The following is a 22,362-nucleotide window of genomic DNA, read 5'->3' on the forward strand; positions in this document are numbered from 1 at the left end:
TCATTAAATGCGCAGAATGTCTGATCACGCATTGGTGCTGCCATCCGGTAAGGCTACAGGCCCAGCGGGTAAATATCGTGCCCCTGTGCGCGCCAGGCGTTGAGTTGCTGCTGCTGCGCGGGCGTCTGCGTCTCGCCGCACCAGATAAGCAGCGTCCTGCCGTCAAACAGCTCCGGGCGAAGCTGGTTCAGTGAGTGAGCCAGCACATCGACGCGCCATCCTTGCTGGCTGGCGACCCAGCCTTCCAGCCACAGCCGGGTGGTATCGTGAATATTCCAGCCGACCACCAGCGCGTCTTTCCCCTGTTTTTTGCGCGCGGAGGCAAGACAAATCGCAATGTAATTGATCAAGATGCCGTCAAGGATGCCGAGCAACGCCTGGAGAGTGGGTTGCTGGCACTGTAAGCGTCGTCGCAGAGGAGTAAACAGGTGCGTGGTGAGCGTCTGGGCGGGGTAATCCTGCCCACGTTCTTTAATCCATAGCCTGAGGCTATGCAGATTGTTGCTTTGCAAATAGTGCAGCAGCGTCTCCTGCTGTTCGCGCCAGCCGTTTTGCACATCGATGTTATCGTTGCTGAGCAGCACCTTGACCTTACTGACCTGCACGCCGTTATCAATCCAGCGTTTAATCTCCCGAATCCTGTCGATATCGGCGTCATTAAACAGGCGGTGCCCCCCGTCTGTTCGCTGGGGCTTTAATAATCCGTAACGCCTCTGCCACGCGCGTAACGTGACAGGGTTGATATCACAAAGCAAAGCCACTTCACCTATTGTGTAAAGCGCCATCGTTTCACCCTTGCTCGCGAGGTCCCAGTTTTACTTTAGACGCTCTTTTACGAACCAGGTAGTTTTGTCTGTTTTTTAATCAGTGTGCGGGTGAGATTGTGGCCTGACGTGCGCTTTTGAGTGATCGTTCTCACGAATTCATGTTTTTTTGCAACAGTTCAAAGAAAGATAAGCGCAGCCAATGTATGTTACGCGTTTTTAAGAGATGTGTGGTTTGCGGGTATGTACGAGTTTAATCTGGTGTTGCTGCTGCTTCAGCAGATGTGCGTGTTTCTGGTCATTGCGTGGTTAATGAGTAAAACACGTTTATTCATCCCGTTAATGCAGGTTACCGTTCGCCTGCCGCATAAATTTCTCTGTTATATCGTCTTCTCTATTTTCTGCATTATGGGCACCTGGTTTGGGTTGCACATCGAAGATTCCATTGCCAATACCCGTGCGATTGGCGCCGTGATGGGCGGCTTGCTGGGCGGGCCTGTGGTCGGCGGCCTGGTCGGACTCACCGGCGGTTTACACCGTTATTCGATGGGCGGGATGACGGCGCTGAGCTGCATGATCTCCACCATTGTCGAAGGGTTGTTAGGCGGCCTGGTGCATAGCGTGCTGATCCGTCGCGGGCGCACCGATAAAGTCTTCAGCCCGTTAACGGCCGGGGCGATTACCTTCGTCGCTGAACTGGTGCAAATGCTGATCATTTTGTTGATCGCCCGACCTTTTGAAGATGCGTTGCATCTGGTAAGCAGTATTGCCGCGCCCATGATGGTGACTAACACCGTCGGGGCGGCGCTGTTTATGCGCATTTTGCTCGACAAACGTGCGATGTTTGAAAAATACACCTCGGCGTTTTCCGCCACCGCGCTGAAAGTGGCGGCCTCCACGGAGGGTATCCTTCGTCAGGGCTTTAACGAAGTGAACAGCATGAAGGTGGCCCAGGTGTTGTATCAGGAACTGGACATCGGCGCAGTGGCGATCACCGATCGCGATAAACTGCTGGCGTTTACCGGCATTGGCGACGATCACCACCTGCCGGGGAAACCTATTTCATCAAGCTACACGCTGAAAGCGATTGAGACCGGCGAAGTGGTGTATGCCGATGGTAACGAAGTGCCTTACCGCTGCTCGTTGCATCCGCAGTGCAAATTAGGCTCAACGCTGGTGATTCCGCTGCGCGGCGAAAACCAACGCGTGATGGGCACCATCAAACTGTATGAAGCCAAAAACCGGCTCTTTAGCTCCATCAACAGAACGCTGGGCGAGGGGATTGCGCAACTGCTGTCGGCGCAGATTCTGGCCGGGCAGTATGAACGCCAGAAAGCGCTGCTCACACAGTCGGAAATTAAACTTTTGCATGCGCAGGTGAATCCTCATTTTCTGTTTAACGCGCTTAACACCATTAAAGCGGTGGTACGCCGCGACAGCGAACAGGCCAGCCAACTGGTGCAGTATCTCTCGACCTTCTTTCGCAAGAACTTAAAGCGCCCCTCGGAGATTGTGACCCTTGCCGATGAAATTGAGCATGTGAATGCCTATTTGCAAATTGAGAAGGCGCGCTTCCAGGCGCGGTTGCAGGTGAATTTAAACGTGCCGGAGGAACTTTCGCACCAGCAACTGCCCGCGTTCACTCTGCAACCGATTGTGGAAAACGCCATTAAGCACGGCACGTCGCAACTGCTCGGCACCGGTGAAGTCTCCATTACGGCCAGACAGGACGGGCAGCACCTGATGCTGGACATTGAGGATAACGCCGGATTGTACCAGCCCACGACCAATGCCAGCGGCCTGGGGATGAACCTGGTGGATAAACGGCTGCGCGAACGCTTTGGCGATGATTACGGCATCAACGTGGCCTGCGAACCCGATCTCTTTACCCGGATAACCTTACGACTTCCCCTGGAGGAAAACGCATGATTAAAGTGCTGATTGTGGATGATGAGCCGTTAGCGCGGGAAAATCTGCGGATTCTGTTACAGGAACAAAGTGATATTGAGATTGTGGGTGAGTGCTCGAATGCGGTAGAGGCGATTGGCGCGGTGCATAAGCTGCACCCGGACGTGCTGTTTCTCGACATCCAGATGCCGCGCATCAGCGGGCTGGAAATGGTCGGGATGCTCGATCCAGAACATCGACCGTACATTGTTTTTCTGACCGCTTTTGACGAATACGCCATTAAAGCGTTTGAAGAGCACGCTTTTGACTATCTGCTTAAGCCCATTGAAGAGAAGCGGCTGGAGAAAACGTTGGCGCGTCTGCGACAGGAACGAAACATGCAGGACGTTTCGGTGCTGCCGGAAAATCAACAAGCGTTGAAATTCATTCCCTGCACCGGACACAGCCGTATTTATCTGTTGCAAATGGATGACGTGGCGTTTGTTAGCAGCCGGATGAGCGGCGTGTACGTAACCAGCAGCGAGGGGAAGGAAGGGTTTACCGAATTGACGCTGCGAACGCTGGAGAGCCGCACACCGTTATTGCGCTGCCATCGTCAGTATCTGGTGAATATGGCGCAGTTGCAGGAAATTCGTCTGGAGGATAATGGTCAGGCCGAGCTGATTTTGCGCAACGGTTTAACGGTTCCTGTCAGCCGTCGCTACCTGAAAAGTTTAAAAGAGGCGATTGGGCTGTAAAAGACTGCTAAAATGATTTTTTGCCTCATTAACACCCGAAGGCCCCATGCTGAGTAACGATATTCTGCGTAGCGTGCGCTACATCCTGAAAGCAAACAATAACGATCTGGTGCGCATTCTGGCGCTGGGTAATGCCGAAGCCACTGCGGAACAGATTACTGTCTGGTTGCGTAAAGAAGAGGAAGAGGGCTTTCAACGTTGCCCGGATATCATCCTCTCTGCTTTCCTGAATGGGCTGATTTACGAAAAGCGTGGTAAAGATGAGTCCGCGCCAGCGCTGGAGCCGGAGCGCCGCGTTAACAATAATATTGTGCTGAAAAAGCTGCGTATCGCGTTCTCGCTGAAAACCGACGATATCCTTGCGATTCTGACGGAGCAAAAATTCCGCGTCTCGATGCCGGAAATCACGGCGATGATGCGCGCCCCGGAGCATAAAAACTTCCGTGAGTGCGGCGATCAGTTCTTGCGCTATTTCCTGCGCGGGCTGGCGGCGCGTCAGCACGAGAAGAAAGCGTAATAAGATAAGTGGTAAGCCGGATAAGGTGTTTGCACCGTCATCCGGCATTTGCGCCTGATGGTGCTTCGCTTACCAGACCTACGGCGTGATTCGCTGGCGTACTGGAATAAAAAAGCCGGAGAATGTCTCCGGCTTTTTTGTTTATTTCACCTGTTGGCCAGGCTTCGCACCGTCATCCGGGCTTAACAGGAAGATATCTTTTCCGCCAGGACCGGCGGCCATCACCATCCCTTCAGAGATGCCGAAGCGCATTTTACGCGGAGCCAGGTTGGCGACCATCACCGTATGGCGACCAATCAGCGCCTGCGGGTCAGGGTACGCGGAACGGATGCCGGAGAAGACGTTGCGCTTTTCGCCGCCCAGATCCAGCGTCAGACGCAGCAGTTTGTCAGAACCCTCAACGAACTCAGCGTTTTCAATCAGCGCCACGCGCAGATCGACCTTAGCGAAATCGTCAAAGGTAATGGTTTCCTGAATCGGGTCGTCTGCCAGCGGGCCGGTAACTGGCGCCGCCGCCGCTTTCACCTCTTCTTTCGAGGCTTCAACCAGCGCATCGACCTGTTTCATGTCGATGCGGTTATACAGCGCTTTGAAGGCGTTAACCTTGTGGCCCAGCAGCGGTTGCGCGATTGCATCCCAGCTCAGCTCGGTGTTCAGGAACGCTTCCACACGTTCGCTCAGCGTTGGCAGAACCGGCTTCAGGTACGTCATCAGCACGCGGAACAGGTTGATGCCCATCGAGCAGATCGCCTGCAGGTCGGCATCGCGGCCTTCCTGTTTCGCGACAACCCACGGCGCCTGTTCATCAACATAGCGGTTAGCCATGTCCGCCAGCGCCATAATTTCACGGATCGCTTTACCGAATTCGCGGCTTTCCCACGCTTCGCCGATGACCGCTGCTGCGTCGGTGAAGGTTTTGTACAGCGCGGGATCGGCCAGTTCAGCAGCCAGTACGCCATCGAAACGCTTGTTGATAAAGCCCGCGTTACGGGAAGCCAGGTTGACGACCTTGTTGACGATATCCGCGTTGACGCGCTGCACGAAGTCTTCCAGATTCAGGTCGATGTCATCGATGCGGGAAGAGAGCTTCGCCGTGTAGTAATAGCGCAGGCTGTCGGCGTCAAAATGGTTCAGCCAGGTGCTGGCCTTAATAAAGGTGCCGCGCGATTTAGACATCTTCGCGCCGTTCACCGTTACATAGCCGTGAACGAACAGGTTGGTCGGTTTGCGGAAACCGCTGCCTTCCAGCATGGCCGGCCAGAACAGGCTGTGGAAGTAAACGATATCCTTACCGATGAAATGGTACAGCTCGGCGTCAGAATCTTTCTTCCAGTAGTCGTCAAAGCTGGTCAGATCGCCGCGCTTGTTGCACAGATTCTTGAATGAACCCATGTAGCCGATCGGCGCATCCAGCCAGACGTAGAAAAATTTGCCCGGCGCATTCGGGATTTCAAAACCGAAGTATGGCGCGTCACGGGAGATATCCCACTGTTGCAGGCCGGATTCAAACCACTCCTGCATTTTGTTCGCCACCTGCTCCTGCAACGCGCCGCTGCGGGTCCACGCCTGCAACATTTCGCTGAAAGAGGGCAGGTCAAAGAAGAAGTGCTCAGAGTCACGCATCACCGGCGTAGCGCCGGAAACCACGGATTTCGGCTCGATAAGCTCGGTCGGGCTATAGGTCGCGCCGCACACTTCGCAGTTATCGCCGTACTGGTCTGGAGACTTACATTTCGGGCAGGTGCCTTTTACAAAACGATCCGGCAGGAACATGCCTTTTTCTGGATCGTAGAGCTGAGAGATGGTGCGGTTCTTAATGAAACCGTTCTCTTTCAGGCGGGTGTAAATCAGCTCGGACAGCTCGCGGTTCTCTTCGCTGTGCGTTGAGTGGTAGTTGTCATAGCTGATGTTAAAGCCTGCGAAATCAGTCTGATGCTCCTGACTCATTTCACCAATCATCTGCTCTGGCGTAATACCCAACTGCTGTGCTTTCAGCATGATAGGGGTGCCGTGTGCGTCGTCCGCGCAGATGAAGTTGACCTGGTGGCCGCGCATTCGCTGGTAACGGACCCAGACATCAGCCTGGATGTGCTCCAGCATATGGCCGAGGTGGATGGAGCCGTTGGCGTACGGCAGCGCGCACGTTACCAGAATTTTCTTCGCGACTTGAGTCATAGTAGGTATTACTTCTTCTCTAGTAAAAGGGGGTTCTGATGTTACCTGAAAGGGAATAACTACGCCAAGTGATAAGGGCATTAATCCATAAATGAATAATTATTACCGCAGGAGTAAACTAGAAAGTTACAATTGTACTTTTCATAACGATAAAAAGGAGTCGGGATGAACGCACAATCCCAGGCTAAATCACCAGAGACCCTGCGCGCGATGGTCGCCGGGACGCTGGCGAATTTTCAGCACCCAACCCTGAAGCATAACCTGACGACGTTGAAAGCGTTGCACCATGTCGCCTGGCTGGATGACACGCTGCACGTTGAGCTGGTCATGCCGTTTGTCTGGCACAGCGCGTTTGAGGTGTTAAAAGAGCAATGCAGCGCCGATTTACTGCGGATTACGGGCGCGAAAGCCATTGACTGGAAGCTGTCGCATAACATCGCGACGCTGAAGCGCGTTAAAAATCAGCCTGGCATTAACGGCGTGAAGAACATTATCGCCGTCAGTTCCGGTAAAGGCGGCGTGGGAAAATCGTCTACCGCTGTTAACCTGGCGTTAGCGCTGGCGGCGGAAGGGGCGAAAGTCGGTATTCTGGATGCCGATATCTACGGCCCGTCTATCCCGACTATGCTGGGGGCTGAGAATCAGCGTCCAACTTCGCCGGATGGCACCCATATGGCGCCGATTATGTCTCACGGTCTGGCGACCAACTCCATCGGCTATCTGGTGACGGATGACAATGCGATGGTATGGCGCGGCCCGATGGCCAGCAAAGCGCTGATGCAGATGTTGCAGGAAACGTTGTGGCCGGATCTGGATTACCTGGTACTGGATATGCCGCCGGGAACCGGTGACATTCAATTGACGCTGGCGCAGAACATTCCGGTTACAGGCGCGGTTGTCGTTACCACGCCGCAGGACATCGCGCTTATTGACGCCAAAAAAGGCATTGTGATGTTCGAGAAGGTCGAAGTACCGGTGCTCGGGATTGTTGAAAACATGAGTATGCATATCTGTAGCAACTGCGGTCACCATGAGCCAATTTTTGGCACCGGCGGCGCACAGAAACTGGCCGAGCAGTACCGTACGCAACTGCTGGGGCAGATGCCGTTGCATATCAGCCTGCGTGAAGATCTCGATCGCGGAACGCCGACGGTAATCAGCCGTCCCGACAGTGAGTTTACCGCGATATACCGCGAGCTGGCAGGGCGCGTTGCGGCGCAACTGTACTGGCAGGGTGAGGTTATTCCCGGAGAAATAGCTTTCCGCGCGGTTTAATTTCGCCTGAACCGTCAGGATGACTGCTATTCACCGCATCAGAAATATATTGATGCGGTGAATATATTAATGAAATAATCATCACACTATTATTTATTTTCCCTTCATTATTTGGGCGCTTTTCTTAAAAAATCGCCAAATACATCATTTGAATTGATCATAGCTATCTTATTAATTTATTATCTCGATTGGTCTTACAATGAACCAGCGAGCATAATTTCCCGTGAAGATAAACTGTGCTGTGCTCTCTTTTACGACAGGATTAACGCTAAACATGAAGAATCCTTTGCTGATGGGAATTATAGTTCTGGCTTATGGAATGAGTTCTCCTGTTTTTGCCTCTGATACCGCGACGCTCACGATTAGCGGAAGCGTCACGACCCCCACCTGTCACGCTGATGTTGTGGATACTCAGTTGCAACAGCGTTGCGGTAATAACACCTATCTGACAAACGCAGGAGAAACGGCCTCAATGCCGGTCAGAGGAGTTGTAACGGAAGTTATCACCCTGCCTGGAGGCTCTGCTCGCCAGATAGTCCTAAACCGCTACGACTAAAATAACGTGAATACGAGAAAGCCCACATCATTCACATGAATGACGTGGGCTTTTATATTTATATTTTGAATGTATTTAATGATAAATCACGATTATTAATAAATTCTAAAAATGATAATTAGTACAACTTATTTGTTGTAATTATATTGCATTCTGTAAATTGTTTTAAATCAACAAAACAACACGTTTACATTGCGATAACGTTTTGTGTGTGCGAATTTAGTTTCAAGAGTTAATCCCTCTTAACAAATAGAAATTCATTTATTAAGGAAGATACTATGAAACGTTCAATTATTGCTGCCTCCGTATTGTCTGCTATTTTTATGAGTGCCGGGGTTTTTGCGGCGGATGCAGATTATGGCGAACTGATTATTACGGGTAAAGTTGTTGGCACAACATGTAAATTTGTTGGTGATGCAACTGCAAAGATTGATATGAACCAGGTGGGGGTGGACCGTTTAAATATACTAAATGCTGGCGGCGTTTATGATGGATATTCTAACTCCACTATCACGCCGTTGAAAGTTGAGTGTACGGGTGATAATGCACCTCGTATTACCTTCTCCCGTTCACAGTTTGATAGTTCACATACCTCTGTTACACGGAATACTGCATCAAACAATGGCGCTGGTTTCTCTGTCTATTATGACGGGAATAAGGTTAATGCAGATAATGGTATTTCCCTGGATAAAAGTGATGATGGGAAATATGAGCTTAGCTTCTCAGCGCGTTATGCTAATCTGGCTGGACAAAATAATGTAACTGCGGGTGAGGTGAGCTCCTCTTTGACGCTGACGGTAGTAACTGATTAACACACCCTTTTAGTCGGCGGCGTTTTGTCGCCGCCGATTTCTCTGATAATAAGGTGAGTTAACCATGAGAAAGATAATGGTATTATTATTGGCTGGTGCTGTAATGCCTGCGTGGGCAGGTATTTATATTTACGGCACACGGATTATTTATCCAGCCCAGAAAAAAGAAATTACTGTACAGTTAATGAATGAAGGTACGCGTAGCGCGTTGGTGCAGTCATGGATTGATGACGGCGATACCAGTTTGCCACCTGAAAAAATTCAGGTGCCATTTGTTCTGTCACCGCCAGTCGCCCGAGTGATTGCGGGTTCTGGCCAACAACTGAAGATTAAATTACTTGAGAATAGATTGCCGGGTGATCGTGAAAGTCTGTTCTTTCTCAATGTGTTGGATATCCCGCCAAATTCAGCAGAAACGGAAGGGAAAAATGTAATCAAATTTGCGATGCAAAACCGTGTGAAGTTTATCTACCGTCCACAAGGAATTTCTTCTGTAGATAAAAATAGCTTTTCTCGTCTGCGGATTAGTAAATCATACAACGGCATAAACATCAAAAATAATTCAGCAAACTGGATTACCATCCCTGAAATTGTTGGAAAAACCAAAATTAATAAAGAAACTTATGTGCTTGCACCCTGGTCAGATAAATTAGTAAGCACTTCTGTTGGCGTTAATCATTATACTGTCACACTTATTGATGATCATGGTAATTATTTGAGTGAGAAAGTAAAAACGGATAGATAGCCCAAGGATTGGTTATGTTAAAGATAAACTCCATTACGTTAGCGATCCTTTCTGTGCTGGTGATATCCCCGGTATGGGGAGAAACCGAAACATTTGACACACACTTTATGTTTGGCGGATTAAAAGGTGAAAAGGTTTCCCGTTATCAGATCGACGGAGATAAACCGATGCCGGGTCTTTATGATATGGATGTTTATCTTAACAATCAGTGGCGTGGCCGTTACGAATTAAATATCCAGGATGATCCTGATGATACTTGCTTGTCTATAGCTCAGTTGCATCAGATTGGTATTAAGTCCGATGGTCTTCAAGTGGATAAGAAAGTTGATTGTGTATCGCTACGAGCCGCAGTTCAGGGGGGGGATATTAGCTATGATATCAGTCAGTTTGCTCTAAATTTGACGGTGCCTCATGCCTACGTGAATGAATACGAGCCGGGTTATATGTTACCTGAAACCTGGGATCGGGGCATTAATGCTCTATACATGTCTTATTATGCCAGTCAGTATTACAGTAATTATAAAAGTGGTGGTAATGATGAAAGCAGCTACGTAAGTCTGAACAGTGGGCTAAATCTGTTTGGCTGGCAGTTACATTCGAATGCAAACTTCACGAAAAGTAATGATGACAGCGGAGAATGGAAAAATAATACATTGTATATGGAACGTGGCATCCCTGAAATATTAGGAACGCTACGTGCCGGAGATATGTATACCGGAACCGATCTGTTTGACTCTGTACGTTTCACCGGGATACGTATCTGGCGTGATATGCAAATGCTGCCCAATTCGAAACAAAACTTTACACCCATTGTTCGTGGTATTGCACAAAGTCATGCTTTAGTAACCATTGAACAGAATGGCTTTATTGTCTATCAAAAAGAGGTTCCGCCTGGCCCATTTGCGATTGCCGATCTACAGCTTGCTGGAGGTGGTGCCGATTTGGATGTCAGTGTAAAAGAAGCTGATGGTTCAGTTTCCCATTATCTTGTGCCTTATTCATCTGTACCTAATATGCTACAGTCTGGCGTATCAAAATACGATATTGCGGCAGGGCGTAGCCATATAGAAGGCGCGACAAAGCAGACGGATTTTTTGCAAGCCAATTATCAGTATGGATTAAATAATCTACTGACATTATATGGTGGCACTATGCTGTCTGACCATTACCAGGCCTTTACATTAGGCACAGGGTGGAATACACATATTGGTGCTGTTTCTGTGGATGCCACTCAGTCTCATAGTAAACAGGATAATGGTGATGTTTTTAATGGTCAAAGTTATCAGATAGCGTGGAATAAATATGTTTCACAAACAGGTACGCAGTTCGCGTTAGCAGCCTATCGTTATTCTTCACGTGATTACCGTTCATTTAATGATCATGTCTGGGCGAATAATAAAAACAGCTATCATCGGGATAACAATGATGTGTATGACATCACTGATTATTACCAAAATGATTTTGGTCGTAAGAATAGTTTTTCTGTCAATATAAACCAGGGGTTACCAGAGGGATGGGGGAACCTGGCACTGAGCGGATTATGGCGTGATTATTGGGGACGCAATGGCAGCGGAAAGGATTATCAGTTGAGTTATTCTAATGACTGGCGGCGTATTAGTTATACCTTGTCTGCGAGTCAGAGTTATGATGAGGATAATCGGGAGGATAAGCGTCTTAATATTTATATTTCCATCCCATTCTCCTGGGGCGATGGCGTCACGGCAACGAAACGCGATATCTTTGTTTCAAACTCAACGACGTTTGATAACGAAGGCTATCAGTCGAATAATACCAGCCTAAGCGGCATTGCGGGTGGTCGAGATCAATTTAGCTATGGCGCGAATCTTGCGCATCAGCGGCAAAATAATGAAACAAGCGCAGGTGGAAACCTGACGTGGCGAGCGCCGGTTGCGACGGTAGGCGCCAGCTATAGCCAGTCTAATAAATACCGGCAGGCTGGTGGGAATATCCAGGGGGGAATTGTCGCCTGGTCTGATGGCATACATTTAACCAACCGCCTCTCAGATACACTTGCCATTATTAAAGCGCCTGGGTTAGAAGGGGCAGCAGTGCAAGGTCACCGTTATCTGACCACGGACAAGAATGGGTATGCCATATATGACAGTCTGACGCCATATCGTGAAAACTTTTTAACGTTGGATCTTTCCCATACCTACAGTGATGTCGAACTACGCGGTAATCGTAAGGGGATTGTGCCTTATCGTGGTGCGGTTGTGTTAGCTGAGTTTGAAACCGACAGGCGCAAGCCCTGGTATTTTCTGGCGCGACGTCCAGATGGTTCTCCATTAACCTTCGGTTATGAAGTAGAAGATCATTCCGGGAAAAATGTTGGCTTAGTTGGGCAAGGAAGTCGCCTCTTTATCCGTACAGATAATGTTCCTGCCTCTTTGAAAGTCGCGACAAACAAACAGCAAGGATTGTTTTGCATTATTACTTTTGATGGCGTAATTGATGAGAATAAGACCTATATTTGCCGATGAAAAGGACTTGCTATGAATAAGTATTGGTTAATATTATTACTGTTATTCCCTGTCTTATCACAGGCTAAATGTTCACTAGGGAATAACACAACCGCACAACAATCTATTGAAATAGATATGACATCAGGTGCTGCGGTGATTCCTGTCAAAACTAATTTACATGATACGTTTACCTGTAATGCGTCAAGCGACAAGATGTATTATGCGACGCCTTTACAAAATTATATCGTTGAGTTTAAAGGGACAGGGTCGCAGAAATCCATTTTTATGCAATTAAAGCTGACTGGAAATGGGTTTCCCGTTACGATTGGTAACCAGGAGACTACAACAGATAATGTGATCAATACGAAGTCGTTTACGCTTGAAGCGAACTATATAAAGTCTGGAACTGCGGATTTAACCGTTTCAGGTAATAACATTAACTTAAACCGTCCTGCTATCAGCATTCTTACTGATAATACCTGTAATAATAATCTTTTCTCATGGATTTTTTGTTGGCTAACGGGAAAGCTAAACAGTAATGTTTCTTATTCACAAAACATTATTTTTACAGTAAAACATAAACCTACGACCTGCCATTTTTCACAGAATCAATATGTTATTGCGATGCCAGAAACAACATTAAATGAGATAATAGCCGGAAATAATACGAAAACAGGAACCACGAATCTGATTTTAAACTGTGATAGCGTATATAATGTTACGACTAATCCAGTGAGTTTCAACATTTCTCATGGTGACTGGAATGAAAACGGCACGATACTTAAAAATACGCTGACGGAGGGTGCAAAAGGTGTGGGGTTTCAGATATACAGTGGCTCAGGTACTACGCCTTTAATGCAGGGTGATATATTAAGAACAATGGTAAAAATGACCAGTATTGAGGATAAGTATACTATCCCGATTACCGCAAAATATGTCAGAGTCAGCAACGAACCATTACGTCCTGGAAATTTGCAAAGCAAAGTAATATTTGCTGTTTCATATGATTAAGTCATTTCTCTGAAAACGCGTCCTTTTCTGAATGAAAGGACGTGTTTTGTCTGTTGTTTTTACAGTAAAGCATTTACCGATGATAAAAAATCTCGCCGTCGTAGGCTTTGATAATTTTGCCGTCGGTGTCGTTAATCAGTACATAAGCGCCGCCCATATAGGTCCAGTGGGTTCCTGCGTCGGGCGCTGGCAGATTGCGTTGCTTCCATTGCTTAATATTGTACTCGTCGGTGCGGTACAGCTCAGGAACGGTATCACCAGGTTTGAAATGGGTAAAGTCGGCAACAAAGCTGCTCAATTCGTACTGATCAATCCCCGTTGCGGCGGGTGCGGCCCAGACTGCGCTGGTTGCCAGCAGCAGTGCGCCCATTAAAAATTTATTCTTCATACCCATAAACTCTCCACGTATTCGGGTCATAAAAATCAGTCGTGTATCATTCTCACTGTGCAGCAAGTCTGACAAGAACTATTTTGTTATCACGCCAATAATTTCGTAAAAAGTGTAAACGAAAGCGCGCGCAAGCAACACATGCCGTAGGCAGTTCACATCACGAATGACGGTTTTGGGAACTATCTGACCTGAGCTGGAGCCTGCGATATCGGCATTTCGCTGATTTACATCCCCTGACGCACCCAGTATCCTGTTGGCGAAACATGCATAATAAATGCTTCGGTTTCAACGACTCGGGGTGCCCCATCAATGATGGGCTGAGACATACCCGTATTACCTGATCTGGATAATGCCAGCGTAGGGAAGTCTGACACTGCTCGTGTCCCTTCTTCACGCGGGCAGGAGCTGAACCATGCAGCCTGACCTGCACAGCCGCACGCTTGCGGCTCATACCTTACAACAATTTCGTATCCTTTCTCCGCTGACCCACTGTATGACGAACGACGTCGTACAGAACTTTACCGCCAATACATTACTGGCATCAGGCGCCTCACCAGCGATGGTGATTGAGCCCGAAGAGGCGCGCCAGTTTGCTGCTATCGCCAGTGCGTTACTGATTAACGTCGGCACGCTGACCCGGTCGCGCGCGGAGGCCATGCGCGCTGCGACAGAGCAGGCCCATATAGCGAAAACCCCCTGGACGCTTGATCCCGTGGCGGTTGGCGTGCTCGATTATCGCCGCCGTTTCTGTCTGGAACTTCTGTCTCTTAATCCCAGGGCAATACGCGGCAATGCCTCGGAGATCCTCGCCCTGGCTGGATTAGCGGCGGGCGGGCGTGGAGTGGATACCACCGATACGGCGGTATCGGCGTTACCGGCCGCTCAGGCGCTGGCGCGTCAGACGGGGGCCGTCGTTGCGGTAACGGGAGAGGTGGATTATGTCACCGACGGGCAGCGTACCGTCAGCGTTACCGGCGGCGATGTGCTGATGACGCGCGTTGTCGGGACGGGATGCGCCTTATCTGCGGTTGTGGCGGCCAGTTGCGCGTTGCCGGGAAATACGCTGGACAATGTGGCGTCAGCCTGTAGCTGGATGAAACAGGCCGGGCAGTCTGCTGCCGAACGCAGTCAGGGGCCCGGGAGCTTTATTCCGGCTTTTCTTGATGCACTGTATCACCTTAATGCGGAGGAGCAGGTATGAAACGGATTAACGCGTTAACCATTGCAGGCACTGACCCAAGCGGCGGCGCCGGGATTCAGGCCGATTTGAAGACCTTTTCGGCGCTGGGCGCGTATGGTTGCTCCGTCATTACGGCGCTGGTGGCGCAAAATACCCGTGGCGTGCAGTCGGTGTACCGCATTGAGCCCGATTTTGTCGCAGCGCAGCTGGATTCTGTCTTCAGCGATGTGCGTATCGACACCACCAAAATCGGCATGCTGGCGGAAACGGATATTGTTGAAGCTGTTGCAGAGCGTTTGCAGCGTCACCAGGTGCAAAACGTGGTGCTGGATACGGTGATGCTGGCGAAAAGCGGCGATCCGCTGCTTTCTCCGTCGGCGGTGGAAACGTTGCGCAGCCGGCTATTGCCGCAGGTGTCGATTATCACGCCGAATCTGCCGGAGGCCGCGGCATTGCTGAATGCGCCGCACGCCCGCACGGAACAGGAAATGCTGGAACAAGGGCGTGCGCTACTGGCGCTGGGCTGTGGCGCCGTGCTGATGAAAGGTGGTCATCTGGATGATGCGCAAAGCCCGGACTGGCTCTTTACCCGTGAAGGGGAGCAGCGTTTTACCGTCCCACGGGTGATGACCAAAAATACCCACGGCACCGGGTGTACGCTGTCGGCGGCGTTGGCGGCGCTGCGCCCGCGCCATAACAATTGGGCCGATACGGTACAGGAAGCAAAAACCTGGCTTTCGGCGGCGTTAGCCCAGGCGGATACGCTGGAGGTAGGCGAGGGGATTGGCCCGGTACATCATTTCCACGCGTGGTGGTAATGGTAGTATACTGATCCCAGACTTGTCGGCCTGGAAAAAGATAAATGGAACAAGCGCATACCCGGCTTATCGCGCAACTGAATGAACGAATGGCAGCGGTGGATAACACGCCGCTGTACAGGAAGTTTGCCGAGACGGTCAAAAATGCCGTTCGCAGCGGGATTCTTGAGCATGGCAACATTTTGCCCGGCGAGCGCGATCTCAGCCAGTTGACCGGCGTTTCGCGTATTACGGTGCGCAAGGCAATGCAGGCGCTGGAAGAAGAAGGCGTCGTGACCCGCGCCCGTGGCTACGGAACGCAGATTAATAACATCTTCGAATATTCCCTGAAAGAGGCGCGCGGCTTTTCGCAGCAGGTGGTATTGCGCGGTAAAAAGCCGGATACCCTGTGGGTCAACAAGCGGGTAGTGAAATGCCCGGATGAGGTGGCGCAGCAGCTGGCGATCGCCGCAGGCAGCGATGTGTTCTTGCTCAAACGTATCCGTTATGTGGATGAGGATGCGGTGTCCATTGAGGAGTCCTGGGTGCCTGCGCACCTGATTCATGATGCGGACGCCATCGGGATCTCGCTGTATGACTATTTCCGCAGCCAGCATATCTTCCCGCAACGTACACGTTCTCGCGTCAGCGCGCGCATGCCGGATGCGGAATTTCAGTCACATATTCAGATGGACAGCAAAGTGCCGGTGCTGGTGATCAAGCAGGTGGCGCTTGACCAGCAACAGCGGCCCATTGAATACAGCATCAGCTACTGTCGCAGCGATCTATACGTTTTTGTGTGCGAGGAGTAGCGCCTCGCGCGTTGGCGCGCAATCGCCGCCGCGATGGCCTACCACCCAGGAGGCGACCGCGTTCCCCAGCAGCACCGCGTCTGCAAGCGCCCAGCCGGATGCCAGCCCGGCCAGCATGCCTCCCGCGTGGCTGTCTCCTGCGCCAATGGTATCGACGACCGTTGTGGCAAATGCGGGCACGCAGCCGGATGATTGCTGGCTGAAATACCATGCTCCGTCTTTATCGTGGCGGACAATAACCGGTGAGGCAAACGCCGCAAGCTAGGCGGCGCCAAACGCGTTAGGTTCATGACTAAAGCCAAACCGTTCGGCAGCAATATCTGCCTCCTGACGGTTCAGCGATACCAGCGGATGGCAGGCCATAATCCGCGTCATTAACGGGTCGGGAATGTCGCCGATTCGCGGCCCGAAGTCGATAAACGGCGTCACGCGCTCTAACCCTTCCAGCCAGCTCACCAGCAGTTCGCCGCATGGCGAGGCGAGTTGATAACCGGAAAAGTAGATCCAACTGTCGGGCGGAATTGTCAACTGCGCCAGCCAGTCGGCATTCCATTGGTTCTCAACGCCGCTGAACGACATAAACGTGCGTTCGCCATCCGGTTCTACCAGCGCCAGACACCAGCCGTTGTCTCCCTCTGCGTTGTCGATCAGGCTGTGTAACCCCTCTTTCGCCATGCGATGACGAATAATGTCTGACCATACGCCCTGACCGAGGGGCAGGGCATTACTGGCCTCAATCCCCAGACGCTTTAAGGCGACGGCGATATTGAGCGCGCAGCTGCCGACGTTGACGCCTTGCTGTTTAAGCTCAATATCGCAGCCACGCCAGGGCAGCGCGTAAGCATCGGCAATCACATCAATGACCGCAGCGCCCACGACCGTCACCGGCTGGCGGCGGGCTAAATCGGGCAGCAACGCCCGCAGGCGCGTTGTGTTCATACCGCCTCCCGCTGCTGGCGATAGCGCGCCAGCGCGGTGGCATAGCGCATGAAGTCCAGTTGGTTTACCGCGTCCAGCTCGTCTTTCAGCGCAGGCTCGATGGCCTCCACGCCGTGCAGCGCGCCACAAATCGCCGTTGCCATCGCCCCAATGGTGTCGGTGTCGCCGCCGAGATTGGCGCACAGAATGGCGCAGCGGTTAGGGTCGGTGTTGGCCAGCTCGACCATTGCGATGGCGCAGGGCACCGATTCAATGGTGCTGGTGCCCGCGCCAACCACCTGGTAAAGCTGCTCGCTGGCGGATTCAATGCCGTTCGCGTCACGGACGATCTTCAGTGCGATCTCCAGGCGAGCCGAGAGCGAGGCGCTAAAGGTCGTGATGCGTTTTTGCTGCGCATAGTGGGCGATAGCCGGTAGCGAATCGACAATATCAGACCAGCAATCACCTTCAATCGCGCGTGAGATAGCCCATGCCACAACGACCGCACCAGCAACAGCCAGGTCTGACTTATGCGTCGGGCTGGAGGCCAGGGCTACATCATCAATAAACGCATCCAGATCGCGTGGCGGAAGCAAGCACCCCAGTGGGGAAACGCGCATGGCCGCCCCGTTGGTCACGCCGTTGTTTTCCAGTTCAGCAACGGGCTTGCCGTCACGAATGGCGTTCAGCGCAATTTTCGACGTCGGGCCAAGAACGTTCTTATTAAAGGCGTCAAAGCGCAGCGCCCAGTCCAGAATGTTACGGCCAATCAGGTCCGGGTCGATCTGCCCGTCGCGCTCCAGCAGCGCATCCGCCAGACACAGCGCCATCGACGTATCGTCAGTAAATTCAGCGCGGTTAAAATAGCAGGCCGCGTTATTTTCCGCAGGGCCGGGCAGAAAGCGATCAATCCAGCCAAAATGCGCTTTTACGCGCGTTCTGGGCCATAGCTCCGACGGCATTCCCATCGCATCCCCTAACGCCTGCCCATAAAGGGCACCGAGAATACGTTCAGCTTTCATTTAACTTCCCCTTGTGTCAGCGCAATATCGCGATCGTCCACTTTAATCGCAGTGATCTCTTTGTCGGATTCGCGAAAGAAAATCATAAACAACACGGCAATCACGGCGATCATCACCGCCCCGAATGTCCACATGCCCGCCCAGTTGAAGGTGAGGCCGTTTACCGGCTCTTTATAGGCAAACATTTTTTCCATCATCACGCCGCCGAGACGGTAGCCCAGCAGGCTGCCAAACCCCTGACAGCAGAGGGTGATCAACCCCTGAGCGGCAGTACGCATATGCACAGGCGCTTTTTTATCGACATAGATATAGGCCGTAACATAGTAGAAGTCGTAACTGACGCCGTGCAGCAAAATGCCAAGAAACAGCAGGGCATAGGTGAAATATTCTTCCGCGCCGCCGTAAACAAAAAAGCCGTAGCGGATTGCCGCAGTGATAAGACCAAGCAGTAAGACCTTTTTAATGCCAAAGCGCTTCGTGAAGAAGGGTAACGCCAGCATAAAGAAGATTTCGGAGAACTGGCCCAGCGTCATCCAGCCGGTGGCGTTTTTCATGCCGACTTCCGTCAGATAGCCATTCGCGAAGATGTAGTAGAACGCCAGCGGCATCGCAAACAGGAACGAGCAGAAGAAAAAGACCAGGAAGTTTTTATCGCGCAGCAGGATCAGCGCATCCAGCCCCAGCATAACTTTAATGTCCAGCTTGCCGGTGCTTTTTGGCGGCGTATCCGGCAGGAAGAACGCAAAGGCGCCCAGCAGGACGGAACTGCCTGCGGTGATCAACAGCGGAATATTGGTTGGCGAGATATCGTTATAGCCCAGCATTTGTGGTAAGAAGCCGCACGCCAGCCCGGATGCGATCCAGCCAATGGTGCCCATCACGCGAATGCGTGGGAAATCGCGCTCGACGTCCGGTACGTTGGCGAAGGCGATGCTGTTCGTCAGCGCAATAGTGGGCATATAGGTTAAGGAGTAGGCCAGCAGCAGCGGGAAGAACCCGGCGAATGTCGTTTGCTGCGCGGCGAAATACATCAGGACTGCGCCTGCGAACATCAGCACCGCCAGCACTTTTTGTGCGGAGAAAAAGCGGTCAGTCAGTGAGCCGACGAGAATCGGCGAGAGAATGGCGGCAATCGCGGTACATGCGTAAGACCAGCCGATTTCTCCGGCGCTAAAACCGCTTTTGTTCAGCCAAAGCCAGAGGGGGACGAACCAGGCGCCCCAGATAAACCACTCCACGAACATCATGAACGACAGTTTCACTGTAGTTTTCATCGTTAAATCCTTCATGACAGGTAAGGTACGTGATGACAGTACCACTTAATAATACCTTTTAAATACCTTTGGGGCGTAAATTTGACTGCTGTAACACTTTTTCGTACCTGAAACGTGCCAGCAGATAGCGCTGAAAAATGCGCTACAGATGGAAAAAATGGCCGGTCAGTACCAGGCTTATTGCTGCCCGCAAAACGCGGGTCAGGACAATCCACATTCCGGTACTCAATCGGAACTTACGGGAGCATAGCTATGACTGATATTGCGCAGTTGCTTGGCAAAGACGCCGACAGCCTTTTACAGCATCGTTGTATGACCATTCCTTCTGACCAACTTTATTTACCCGGACATGACTACGTAGACCGCGTGATGGTTGATAACAACCGTCCGCCTGCCGTACTGCGTAACATGCAGACGCTGTATAATACCGGACGTCTGGCCGGAACGGGCTACCTCTCCATTCTGCCCGTCGATCAGGGCGTTGAACATTCTGCCGGGGCGTCGTTTGCCGCAAACCCGCTTTATTTTGATCCAAAGAATATCGTCGAACTGGCTATTGAAGCAGGCTGTAACTGCGTGGCCTCGACGTATGGGGTACTGGCATCGGTTTCACGCCGTTACGCGCACCGCATTCCGTTCCTCGTCAAACTGAATCACAACGAGACGTTGAGCTACCCAACGGAGTACGATCAAACGCTCTATGCCAGCGTTGAGCAGGCGTTCAATCTGGGCGCCGTAGCCGTTGGCGCGACCATTTACTTTGGTTCTGAGCAGTCGCGTCGTCAGATTGAAGAGATTTCCGCCGCTTTTGAACGTGCGCATGAGCTGGGGATGGTGACCGTCCTGTGGGCATACTTGCGTAACTCTGCATTTAAAAAAGACGGCGTGGATTACCATGTTTCCGCCGACCTGACCGGGCAGGCTAACCACCTGGCGGCGACGATTGGCGCAGATATCGTCAAACAAAAAATGGCGGAAAATAACGGTGGCTATAAGGCGGTGAATTTCGGCTACACCGACGATCGTGTTTACAGCAAGCTGACCAGCGATAACCCTATCGATCTGGTGCGTTACCAGTTAGCCAACTGCTATATGGGGCGCGCGGGGCTGATTAACTCCGGCGGCGCGGCGGGCGGTGAGACCGATCTCAGCGACGCTGTGCGTACTGCGGTTATCAACAAACGCGCGGGCGGCATGGGCCTGATTCTGGGGCGTAAAGCCTTCAAGAAAACAATGGCGGATGGCGTGAAACTGATTAACGCCGTGCAGGACGTCTACCTGGACAATAAAGTGACGATTGCCTGATGTCACGTACCCCTCCCCAGGTTTTCGGGGAGGGGTATTGGTTATCAGGACGGCGCAAAAATCACTCTCTGAGCATTTTCGCCATGTGTTGCAACTGCTTATAGGCCTCGTAACGACGATGATGTAATGGCTGATACGCTGTCTGTGGGTAATAACAGGTATCCACATGCGTAAACTGCGTCATGGCCTCGGCAACCGAGGGGGAAATATTTCCGGCGACGGCGCCAAGGATTGCGGAACCTAATAGAACGGGCTCGCTGCACTGGGTGGTTAATACCGGAAGTCCGCAGGTATCGGCTAATAGTTGCCGCACCAGAGGGTGCTGACCCGCACCGCCGCTAATCACGATATTTTTATTCCGTACGCCGCAGGCAGTTTGCGCATCAATAATTTGCCGTAAACCGTAACCGATACCGCACAGTCCCGCCACATACAACGCCAGTAAATTGTCCAGGTCACGTTCCATACCCAATCCGCAAATAACGGCGCGTGCGTGCGGGTCGGCAAACGGCGCGCGGTTGCCTAAAAACTCCGGTACAACATGAATACCCGCCACCAGCGTAACGGCGTCCGACGCCTGCGGCGCTTTTTCTGACACCCGATCGGCAAGATAAACCGGCAGCGGTAATCCTGCCTCCTGCGCCAGCTTCCGCGCGTCTTCGGCGGCGGGATGAAACGCCAATAGCTGATCGATAGCCGCGCCCGCGGCGCTTTGCCCTCCCTCAACAAGCCAGAGCCCTGGCACCATCGCGCTGTAATACGGTCCCCAGACGCCGGGAACGAAAACGGGATCGTTCGTCGAAGTCATGGTGCAGGATGAGGTGCCAAACACATATGCCATATTATTGAGGGCGCCGCCTTCAACGCCGACAGTCCCGATGCCGCCCGCATGGGCGTCAATCAGACCCACGGCGACCGGTGTGCCCGTAGGCAGGCCCATCTCCTGCGCCGCCTGTGCGGTTAAGCCGTCGCCACAGGGCGTACCCGGTGGCACGATGCGCTGTCCGATGCGGGCAAACTCGTCATCAGCCAGTTCTGCCAGCCCGATCGTGCGGAAATAGTCCGGGTCCCAGCGGTTTTCATGAGCAAGCCAGGTCCATTTGCAGGTGACTGTACAGATGGAGCGGGCAAGGTCGCCGGTGGCGCGCCAGGTCAGGAAGTCTGCAAGGTCGAAAAATTGCCATGCGTTTTCGTACACCTCGCGGCGATTTTCCTTCAGCCATAAAATCTTAGGCGTTTCCATTTCCGGTGAGATTTTCCCGCCGACATAGTTCAGCACCGGATGTTGGCTGGCGTTAATGCGTTCAGCCTGTTCAGTCGCGCGATGGTCCATCCAGACGATGATGTTTTGCGCCGCATCGCCTTCGGCGCTCACGGGGAGCGGCGCGCCGTTTTTATCCAGAACCACCAGCGAGCAGGTGGCGTCGAAACCGATCCCCGCCACGCTTTCCGGCGCCGCGCCGGACTGCCTGAGCGCTTCCCGGATGCAGTGACAAACGGCCTGCCAGATCTCCTGGCTGGACTGCTCCACGCGGCTGCCGCTCCGATGAGTGGTAGTGATTTTTTGCGTGACATGAGAGAGCAACGTGCCGCTCAGGTCGAAGATACCTGCGCGGACGCTGCCTGAACCAACATCCACGCCGATAACGGTTTTCTGTAAGCTGTTCATGGCGCTTTTCC

At 51.9% G+C, this 22,362-nt stretch carries 19 protein-coding genes, 1 pseudogene and 1 riboswitch; of the genes and pseudogenes, 13 read left to right on the plus strand and 7 right to left on the minus strand.

What is annotated here, in order from left to right; all coding sequences use genetic code 11:
• Positions 1–53: 53 nt before the first annotated feature.
• Positions 54–785 (minus strand): HTH-type transcriptional regulator MlrA, encoded by a 732-nt coding sequence (mlrA, locus tag OGV67_RS06625; RefSeq protein ID WP_012131645.1) that lies wholly within the window; start codon positions 783–785, stop codon positions 54–56.
• A 222-nt stretch (positions 786–1,007) separates the two neighbouring features.
• On the opposite strand from mlrA, the gene OGV67_RS06630 reads away from it, so the two are divergent.
• From OGV67_RS06630 to OGV67_RS06640, 3 genes are read left to right on the plus strand one after another with little or no spacing between them, the layout of a single operon-like run.
• Positions 1,008–2,693, plus strand: a complete 1,686-nt coding sequence (locus tag OGV67_RS06630) for a sensor histidine kinase (RefSeq protein ID WP_012131646.1) — start codon at positions 1,008–1,010, stop codon at positions 2,691–2,693.
• A complete protein-coding gene (btsR, locus tag OGV67_RS06635; RefSeq protein WP_012131647.1) occupies positions 2,690–3,409 on the plus strand; it encodes a two-component system response regulator BtsR in 720 nt (239 codons plus the stop codon). Before OGV67_RS06630 ends, btsR begins: the two co-directional genes overlap by 4 nt.
• Before the next feature lie 46 nt (positions 3,410–3,455).
• Positions 3,456–3,926 (plus strand): YehS family protein, encoded by a 471-nt coding sequence (locus OGV67_RS06640; protein WP_049011721.1) that lies wholly within the window; start codon positions 3,456–3,458, stop codon positions 3,924–3,926.
• Positions 3,927–4,067: 141 nt separating this feature from the next.
• Here the strand turns inward: OGV67_RS06640 and metG are convergent, their stop codons facing one another.
• Positions 4,068–6,101, minus strand: coding sequence for a methionine--tRNA ligase (metG, locus tag OGV67_RS06645; RefSeq protein WP_012131649.1), 2,034 nt, complete (start codon positions 6,099–6,101; stop codon positions 4,068–4,070).
• 165 nt (positions 6,102–6,266) lie between these two features.
• On the opposite strand from metG, the gene apbC reads away from it, so the two are divergent.
• The 6 genes from apbC to OGV67_RS06675 all read left to right on the plus strand — a co-directional run bounded on the left by apbC (position 6,267) and on the right by OGV67_RS06675 (position 12,983).
• Positions 6,267–7,376: an iron-sulfur cluster carrier protein ApbC gene (apbC, locus tag OGV67_RS06650; protein WP_012131650.1), complete on the plus strand. Its 1,110-nt coding sequence runs from the start codon at positions 6,267–6,269 to the stop codon at positions 7,374–7,376.
• A 274-nt stretch (positions 7,377–7,650) separates the two neighbouring features.
• Positions 7,651–7,932, plus strand: a complete 282-nt coding sequence (locus tag OGV67_RS06655; RefSeq protein ID WP_112001919.1) for a YehE family protein — start codon at positions 7,651–7,653, stop codon at positions 7,930–7,932.
• A gap of 278 nt (positions 7,933–8,210) precedes the next feature.
• Positions 8,211–8,744, plus strand: a complete 534-nt coding sequence (yehD, locus tag OGV67_RS06660) for a fimbrial protein YehD (RefSeq protein ID WP_112001920.1) — start codon at positions 8,211–8,213, stop codon at positions 8,742–8,744.
• A 64-nt stretch (positions 8,745–8,808) separates the two neighbouring features.
• On the plus strand, positions 8,809–9,489 hold the full coding sequence (locus tag OGV67_RS06665) for a fimbrial assembly chaperone (RefSeq protein ID WP_110494039.1): 681 nt from the start codon (positions 8,809–8,811) through the stop codon (positions 9,487–9,489).
• A gap of 14 nt (positions 9,490–9,503) precedes the next feature.
• On the plus strand, positions 9,504–11,990 hold the full coding sequence (locus tag OGV67_RS06670; RefSeq protein WP_112001921.1) for a fimbrial biogenesis outer membrane usher protein: 2,487 nt from the start codon (positions 9,504–9,506) through the stop codon (positions 11,988–11,990).
• A 12-nt stretch (positions 11,991–12,002) separates the two neighbouring features.
• Positions 12,003–12,983: a fimbrial protein gene (locus OGV67_RS06675; RefSeq protein ID WP_200003437.1), complete on the plus strand. Its 981-nt coding sequence runs from the start codon at positions 12,003–12,005 to the stop codon at positions 12,981–12,983.
• Between the two features lie 73 nt (positions 12,984–13,056).
• On the opposite strand, the gene rcnB is transcribed toward OGV67_RS06675, so the two are convergent.
• Positions 13,057–13,377, minus strand: a complete 321-nt coding sequence (gene rcnB / locus OGV67_RS06680) for a Ni(II)/Co(II) efflux transporter accessory subunit RcnB (protein WP_024130186.1) — start codon at positions 13,375–13,377, stop codon at positions 13,057–13,059.
• 281 nt (positions 13,378–13,658) lie between these two features.
• A riboswitch (TPP riboswitch) is annotated at positions 13,659–13,755 on the plus strand.
• 31 nt (positions 13,756–13,786) lie between these two features.
• Here rcnB and thiM point away from each other — a divergent pair.
• The 3 genes from thiM to OGV67_RS06695 are packed head-to-tail and all read left to right on the plus strand — an operon-like array spanning position 13,787 to position 16,163.
• On the plus strand, positions 13,787–14,575 hold the full coding sequence (thiM, locus tag OGV67_RS06685; protein ID WP_115614693.1) for a hydroxyethylthiazole kinase: 789 nt from the start codon (positions 13,787–13,789) through the stop codon (positions 14,573–14,575).
• Positions 14,572–15,372, plus strand: a complete 801-nt coding sequence (gene thiD / locus OGV67_RS06690; RefSeq protein ID WP_115614694.1) for a bifunctional hydroxymethylpyrimidine kinase/phosphomethylpyrimidine kinase — start codon at positions 14,572–14,574, stop codon at positions 15,370–15,372. Before thiM ends, thiD begins: the two co-directional genes overlap by 4 nt.
• 44 nt (positions 15,373–15,416) lie before the next feature.
• Positions 15,417–16,163 (plus strand): GntR family transcriptional regulator, encoded by a 747-nt coding sequence (locus OGV67_RS06695; protein WP_058669406.1) that lies wholly within the window; start codon positions 15,417–15,419, stop codon positions 16,161–16,163.
• Here OGV67_RS06695 and OGV67_RS06700 read toward each other — a convergent pair.
• The 3 genes and pseudogenes from OGV67_RS06700 to OGV67_RS06710 form a co-directional block, all read right to left on the minus strand.
• Positions 16,137–17,102: pseudogene (locus tag OGV67_RS06700) on the minus strand (PfkB family carbohydrate kinase). The gene OGV67_RS06695 and the pseudogene OGV67_RS06700 overlap by 27 nt on opposite strands.
• A complete protein-coding gene (locus OGV67_RS06705; protein WP_047462557.1) occupies positions 17,099–18,103 on the minus strand; it encodes an ADP-ribosylglycohydrolase family protein in 1,005 nt (334 codons plus the stop codon). The pseudogene OGV67_RS06700 and the gene OGV67_RS06705 overlap by 4 nt, the downstream one beginning before the upstream one ends.
• Positions 18,100–19,377 carry a nucleoside permease gene (locus tag OGV67_RS06710; RefSeq protein ID WP_047462559.1) on the minus strand — a complete coding sequence of 426 codons (1,278 nt, stop codon included), beginning with the start codon at positions 19,375–19,377 and terminating at the stop codon, positions 18,100–18,102. Before OGV67_RS06710 ends, OGV67_RS06705 begins: the two co-directional genes overlap by 4 nt.
• A 252-nt stretch (positions 19,378–19,629) precedes the next feature.
• Here OGV67_RS06710 and fbaB point away from each other — a divergent pair, with 252 nt between their 5' ends.
• On the plus strand, positions 19,630–20,682 hold the full coding sequence (gene fbaB, locus OGV67_RS06715) for a class I fructose-bisphosphate aldolase (protein ID WP_012131665.1): 1,053 nt from the start codon (positions 19,630–19,632) through the stop codon (positions 20,680–20,682).
• Positions 20,683–20,743: 61 nt separating this feature from the next.
• On the opposite strand, the gene OGV67_RS06720 is transcribed toward fbaB, so the two are convergent.
• Positions 20,744–22,351 (minus strand): FGGY family pentulose kinase, encoded by a 1,608-nt coding sequence (locus OGV67_RS06720; protein ID WP_115614696.1) that lies wholly within the window; start codon positions 22,349–22,351, stop codon positions 20,744–20,746.
• Positions 22,352–22,362: the final 11 nt, after the last annotated feature.

This window comes from Citrobacter sp. CK188, from assembly GCF_030333525.1.
GTDB classification, from domain to species: domain Bacteria; phylum Pseudomonadota; class Gammaproteobacteria; order Enterobacterales; family Enterobacteriaceae; genus Citrobacter_B; species Citrobacter_B koseri.

Bases quoted from the DNA above. Each gene is read 5' to 3' on its own strand.
- mlrA (WP_012131645.1), bottom strand. From the start codon at position 785: ATGGCGCTTTACACAATAGGTGAAGTGGCTTTGCTTTGTGATATCAAC.
- OGV67_RS06630 (WP_012131646.1), top strand. From the start codon at position 1,008: ATGTACGAGTTTAATCTGGTGTTGCTGCTGCTTCAGCAGATGTGCGTG.
- btsR (WP_012131647.1), top strand. From the start codon at position 2,690: ATGATTAAAGTGCTGATTGTGGATGATGAGCCGTTAGCGCGGGAAAAT.
- OGV67_RS06640 (WP_049011721.1), top strand. From the start codon at position 3,456: ATGCTGAGTAACGATATTCTGCGTAGCGTGCGCTACATCCTGAAAGCA.
- metG (WP_012131649.1), bottom strand. From the start codon at position 6,101: ATGACTCAAGTCGCGAAGAAAATTCTGGTAACGTGCGCGCTGCCGTAC.
- apbC (WP_012131650.1), top strand. From the start codon at position 6,267: ATGAACGCACAATCCCAGGCTAAATCACCAGAGACCCTGCGCGCGATG.
- OGV67_RS06655 (WP_112001919.1), top strand. From the start codon at position 7,651: ATGAAGAATCCTTTGCTGATGGGAATTATAGTTCTGGCTTATGGAATG.
- yehD (WP_112001920.1), top strand. From the start codon at position 8,211: ATGAAACGTTCAATTATTGCTGCCTCCGTATTGTCTGCTATTTTTATG.
- OGV67_RS06665 (WP_110494039.1), top strand. From the start codon at position 8,809: ATGAGAAAGATAATGGTATTATTATTGGCTGGTGCTGTAATGCCTGCG.
- OGV67_RS06670 (WP_112001921.1), top strand. From the start codon at position 9,504: ATGTTAAAGATAAACTCCATTACGTTAGCGATCCTTTCTGTGCTGGTG.
- OGV67_RS06675 (WP_200003437.1), top strand. From the start codon at position 12,003: ATGAATAAGTATTGGTTAATATTATTACTGTTATTCCCTGTCTTATCA.
- rcnB (WP_024130186.1), bottom strand. From the start codon at position 13,377: ATGGGTATGAAGAATAAATTTTTAATGGGCGCACTGCTGCTGGCAACC.
- thiM (WP_115614693.1), top strand. From the start codon at position 13,787: ATGCAGCCTGACCTGCACAGCCGCACGCTTGCGGCTCATACCTTACAA.
- thiD (WP_115614694.1), top strand. From the start codon at position 14,572: ATGAAACGGATTAACGCGTTAACCATTGCAGGCACTGACCCAAGCGGC.
- OGV67_RS06695 (WP_058669406.1), top strand. From the start codon at position 15,417: ATGGAACAAGCGCATACCCGGCTTATCGCGCAACTGAATGAACGAATG.
- OGV67_RS06705 (WP_047462557.1), bottom strand. From the start codon at position 18,103: ATGAAAGCTGAACGTATTCTCGGTGCCCTTTATGGGCAGGCGTTAGGG.
- OGV67_RS06710 (WP_047462559.1), bottom strand. From the start codon at position 19,377: ATGAAAACTACAGTGAAACTGTCGTTCATGATGTTCGTGGAGTGGTTT.
- fbaB (WP_012131665.1), top strand. From the start codon at position 19,630: ATGACTGATATTGCGCAGTTGCTTGGCAAAGACGCCGACAGCCTTTTA.
- OGV67_RS06720 (WP_115614696.1), bottom strand. From the start codon at position 22,351: ATGAACAGCTTACAGAAAACCGTTATCGGCGTGGATGTTGGTTCAGGC.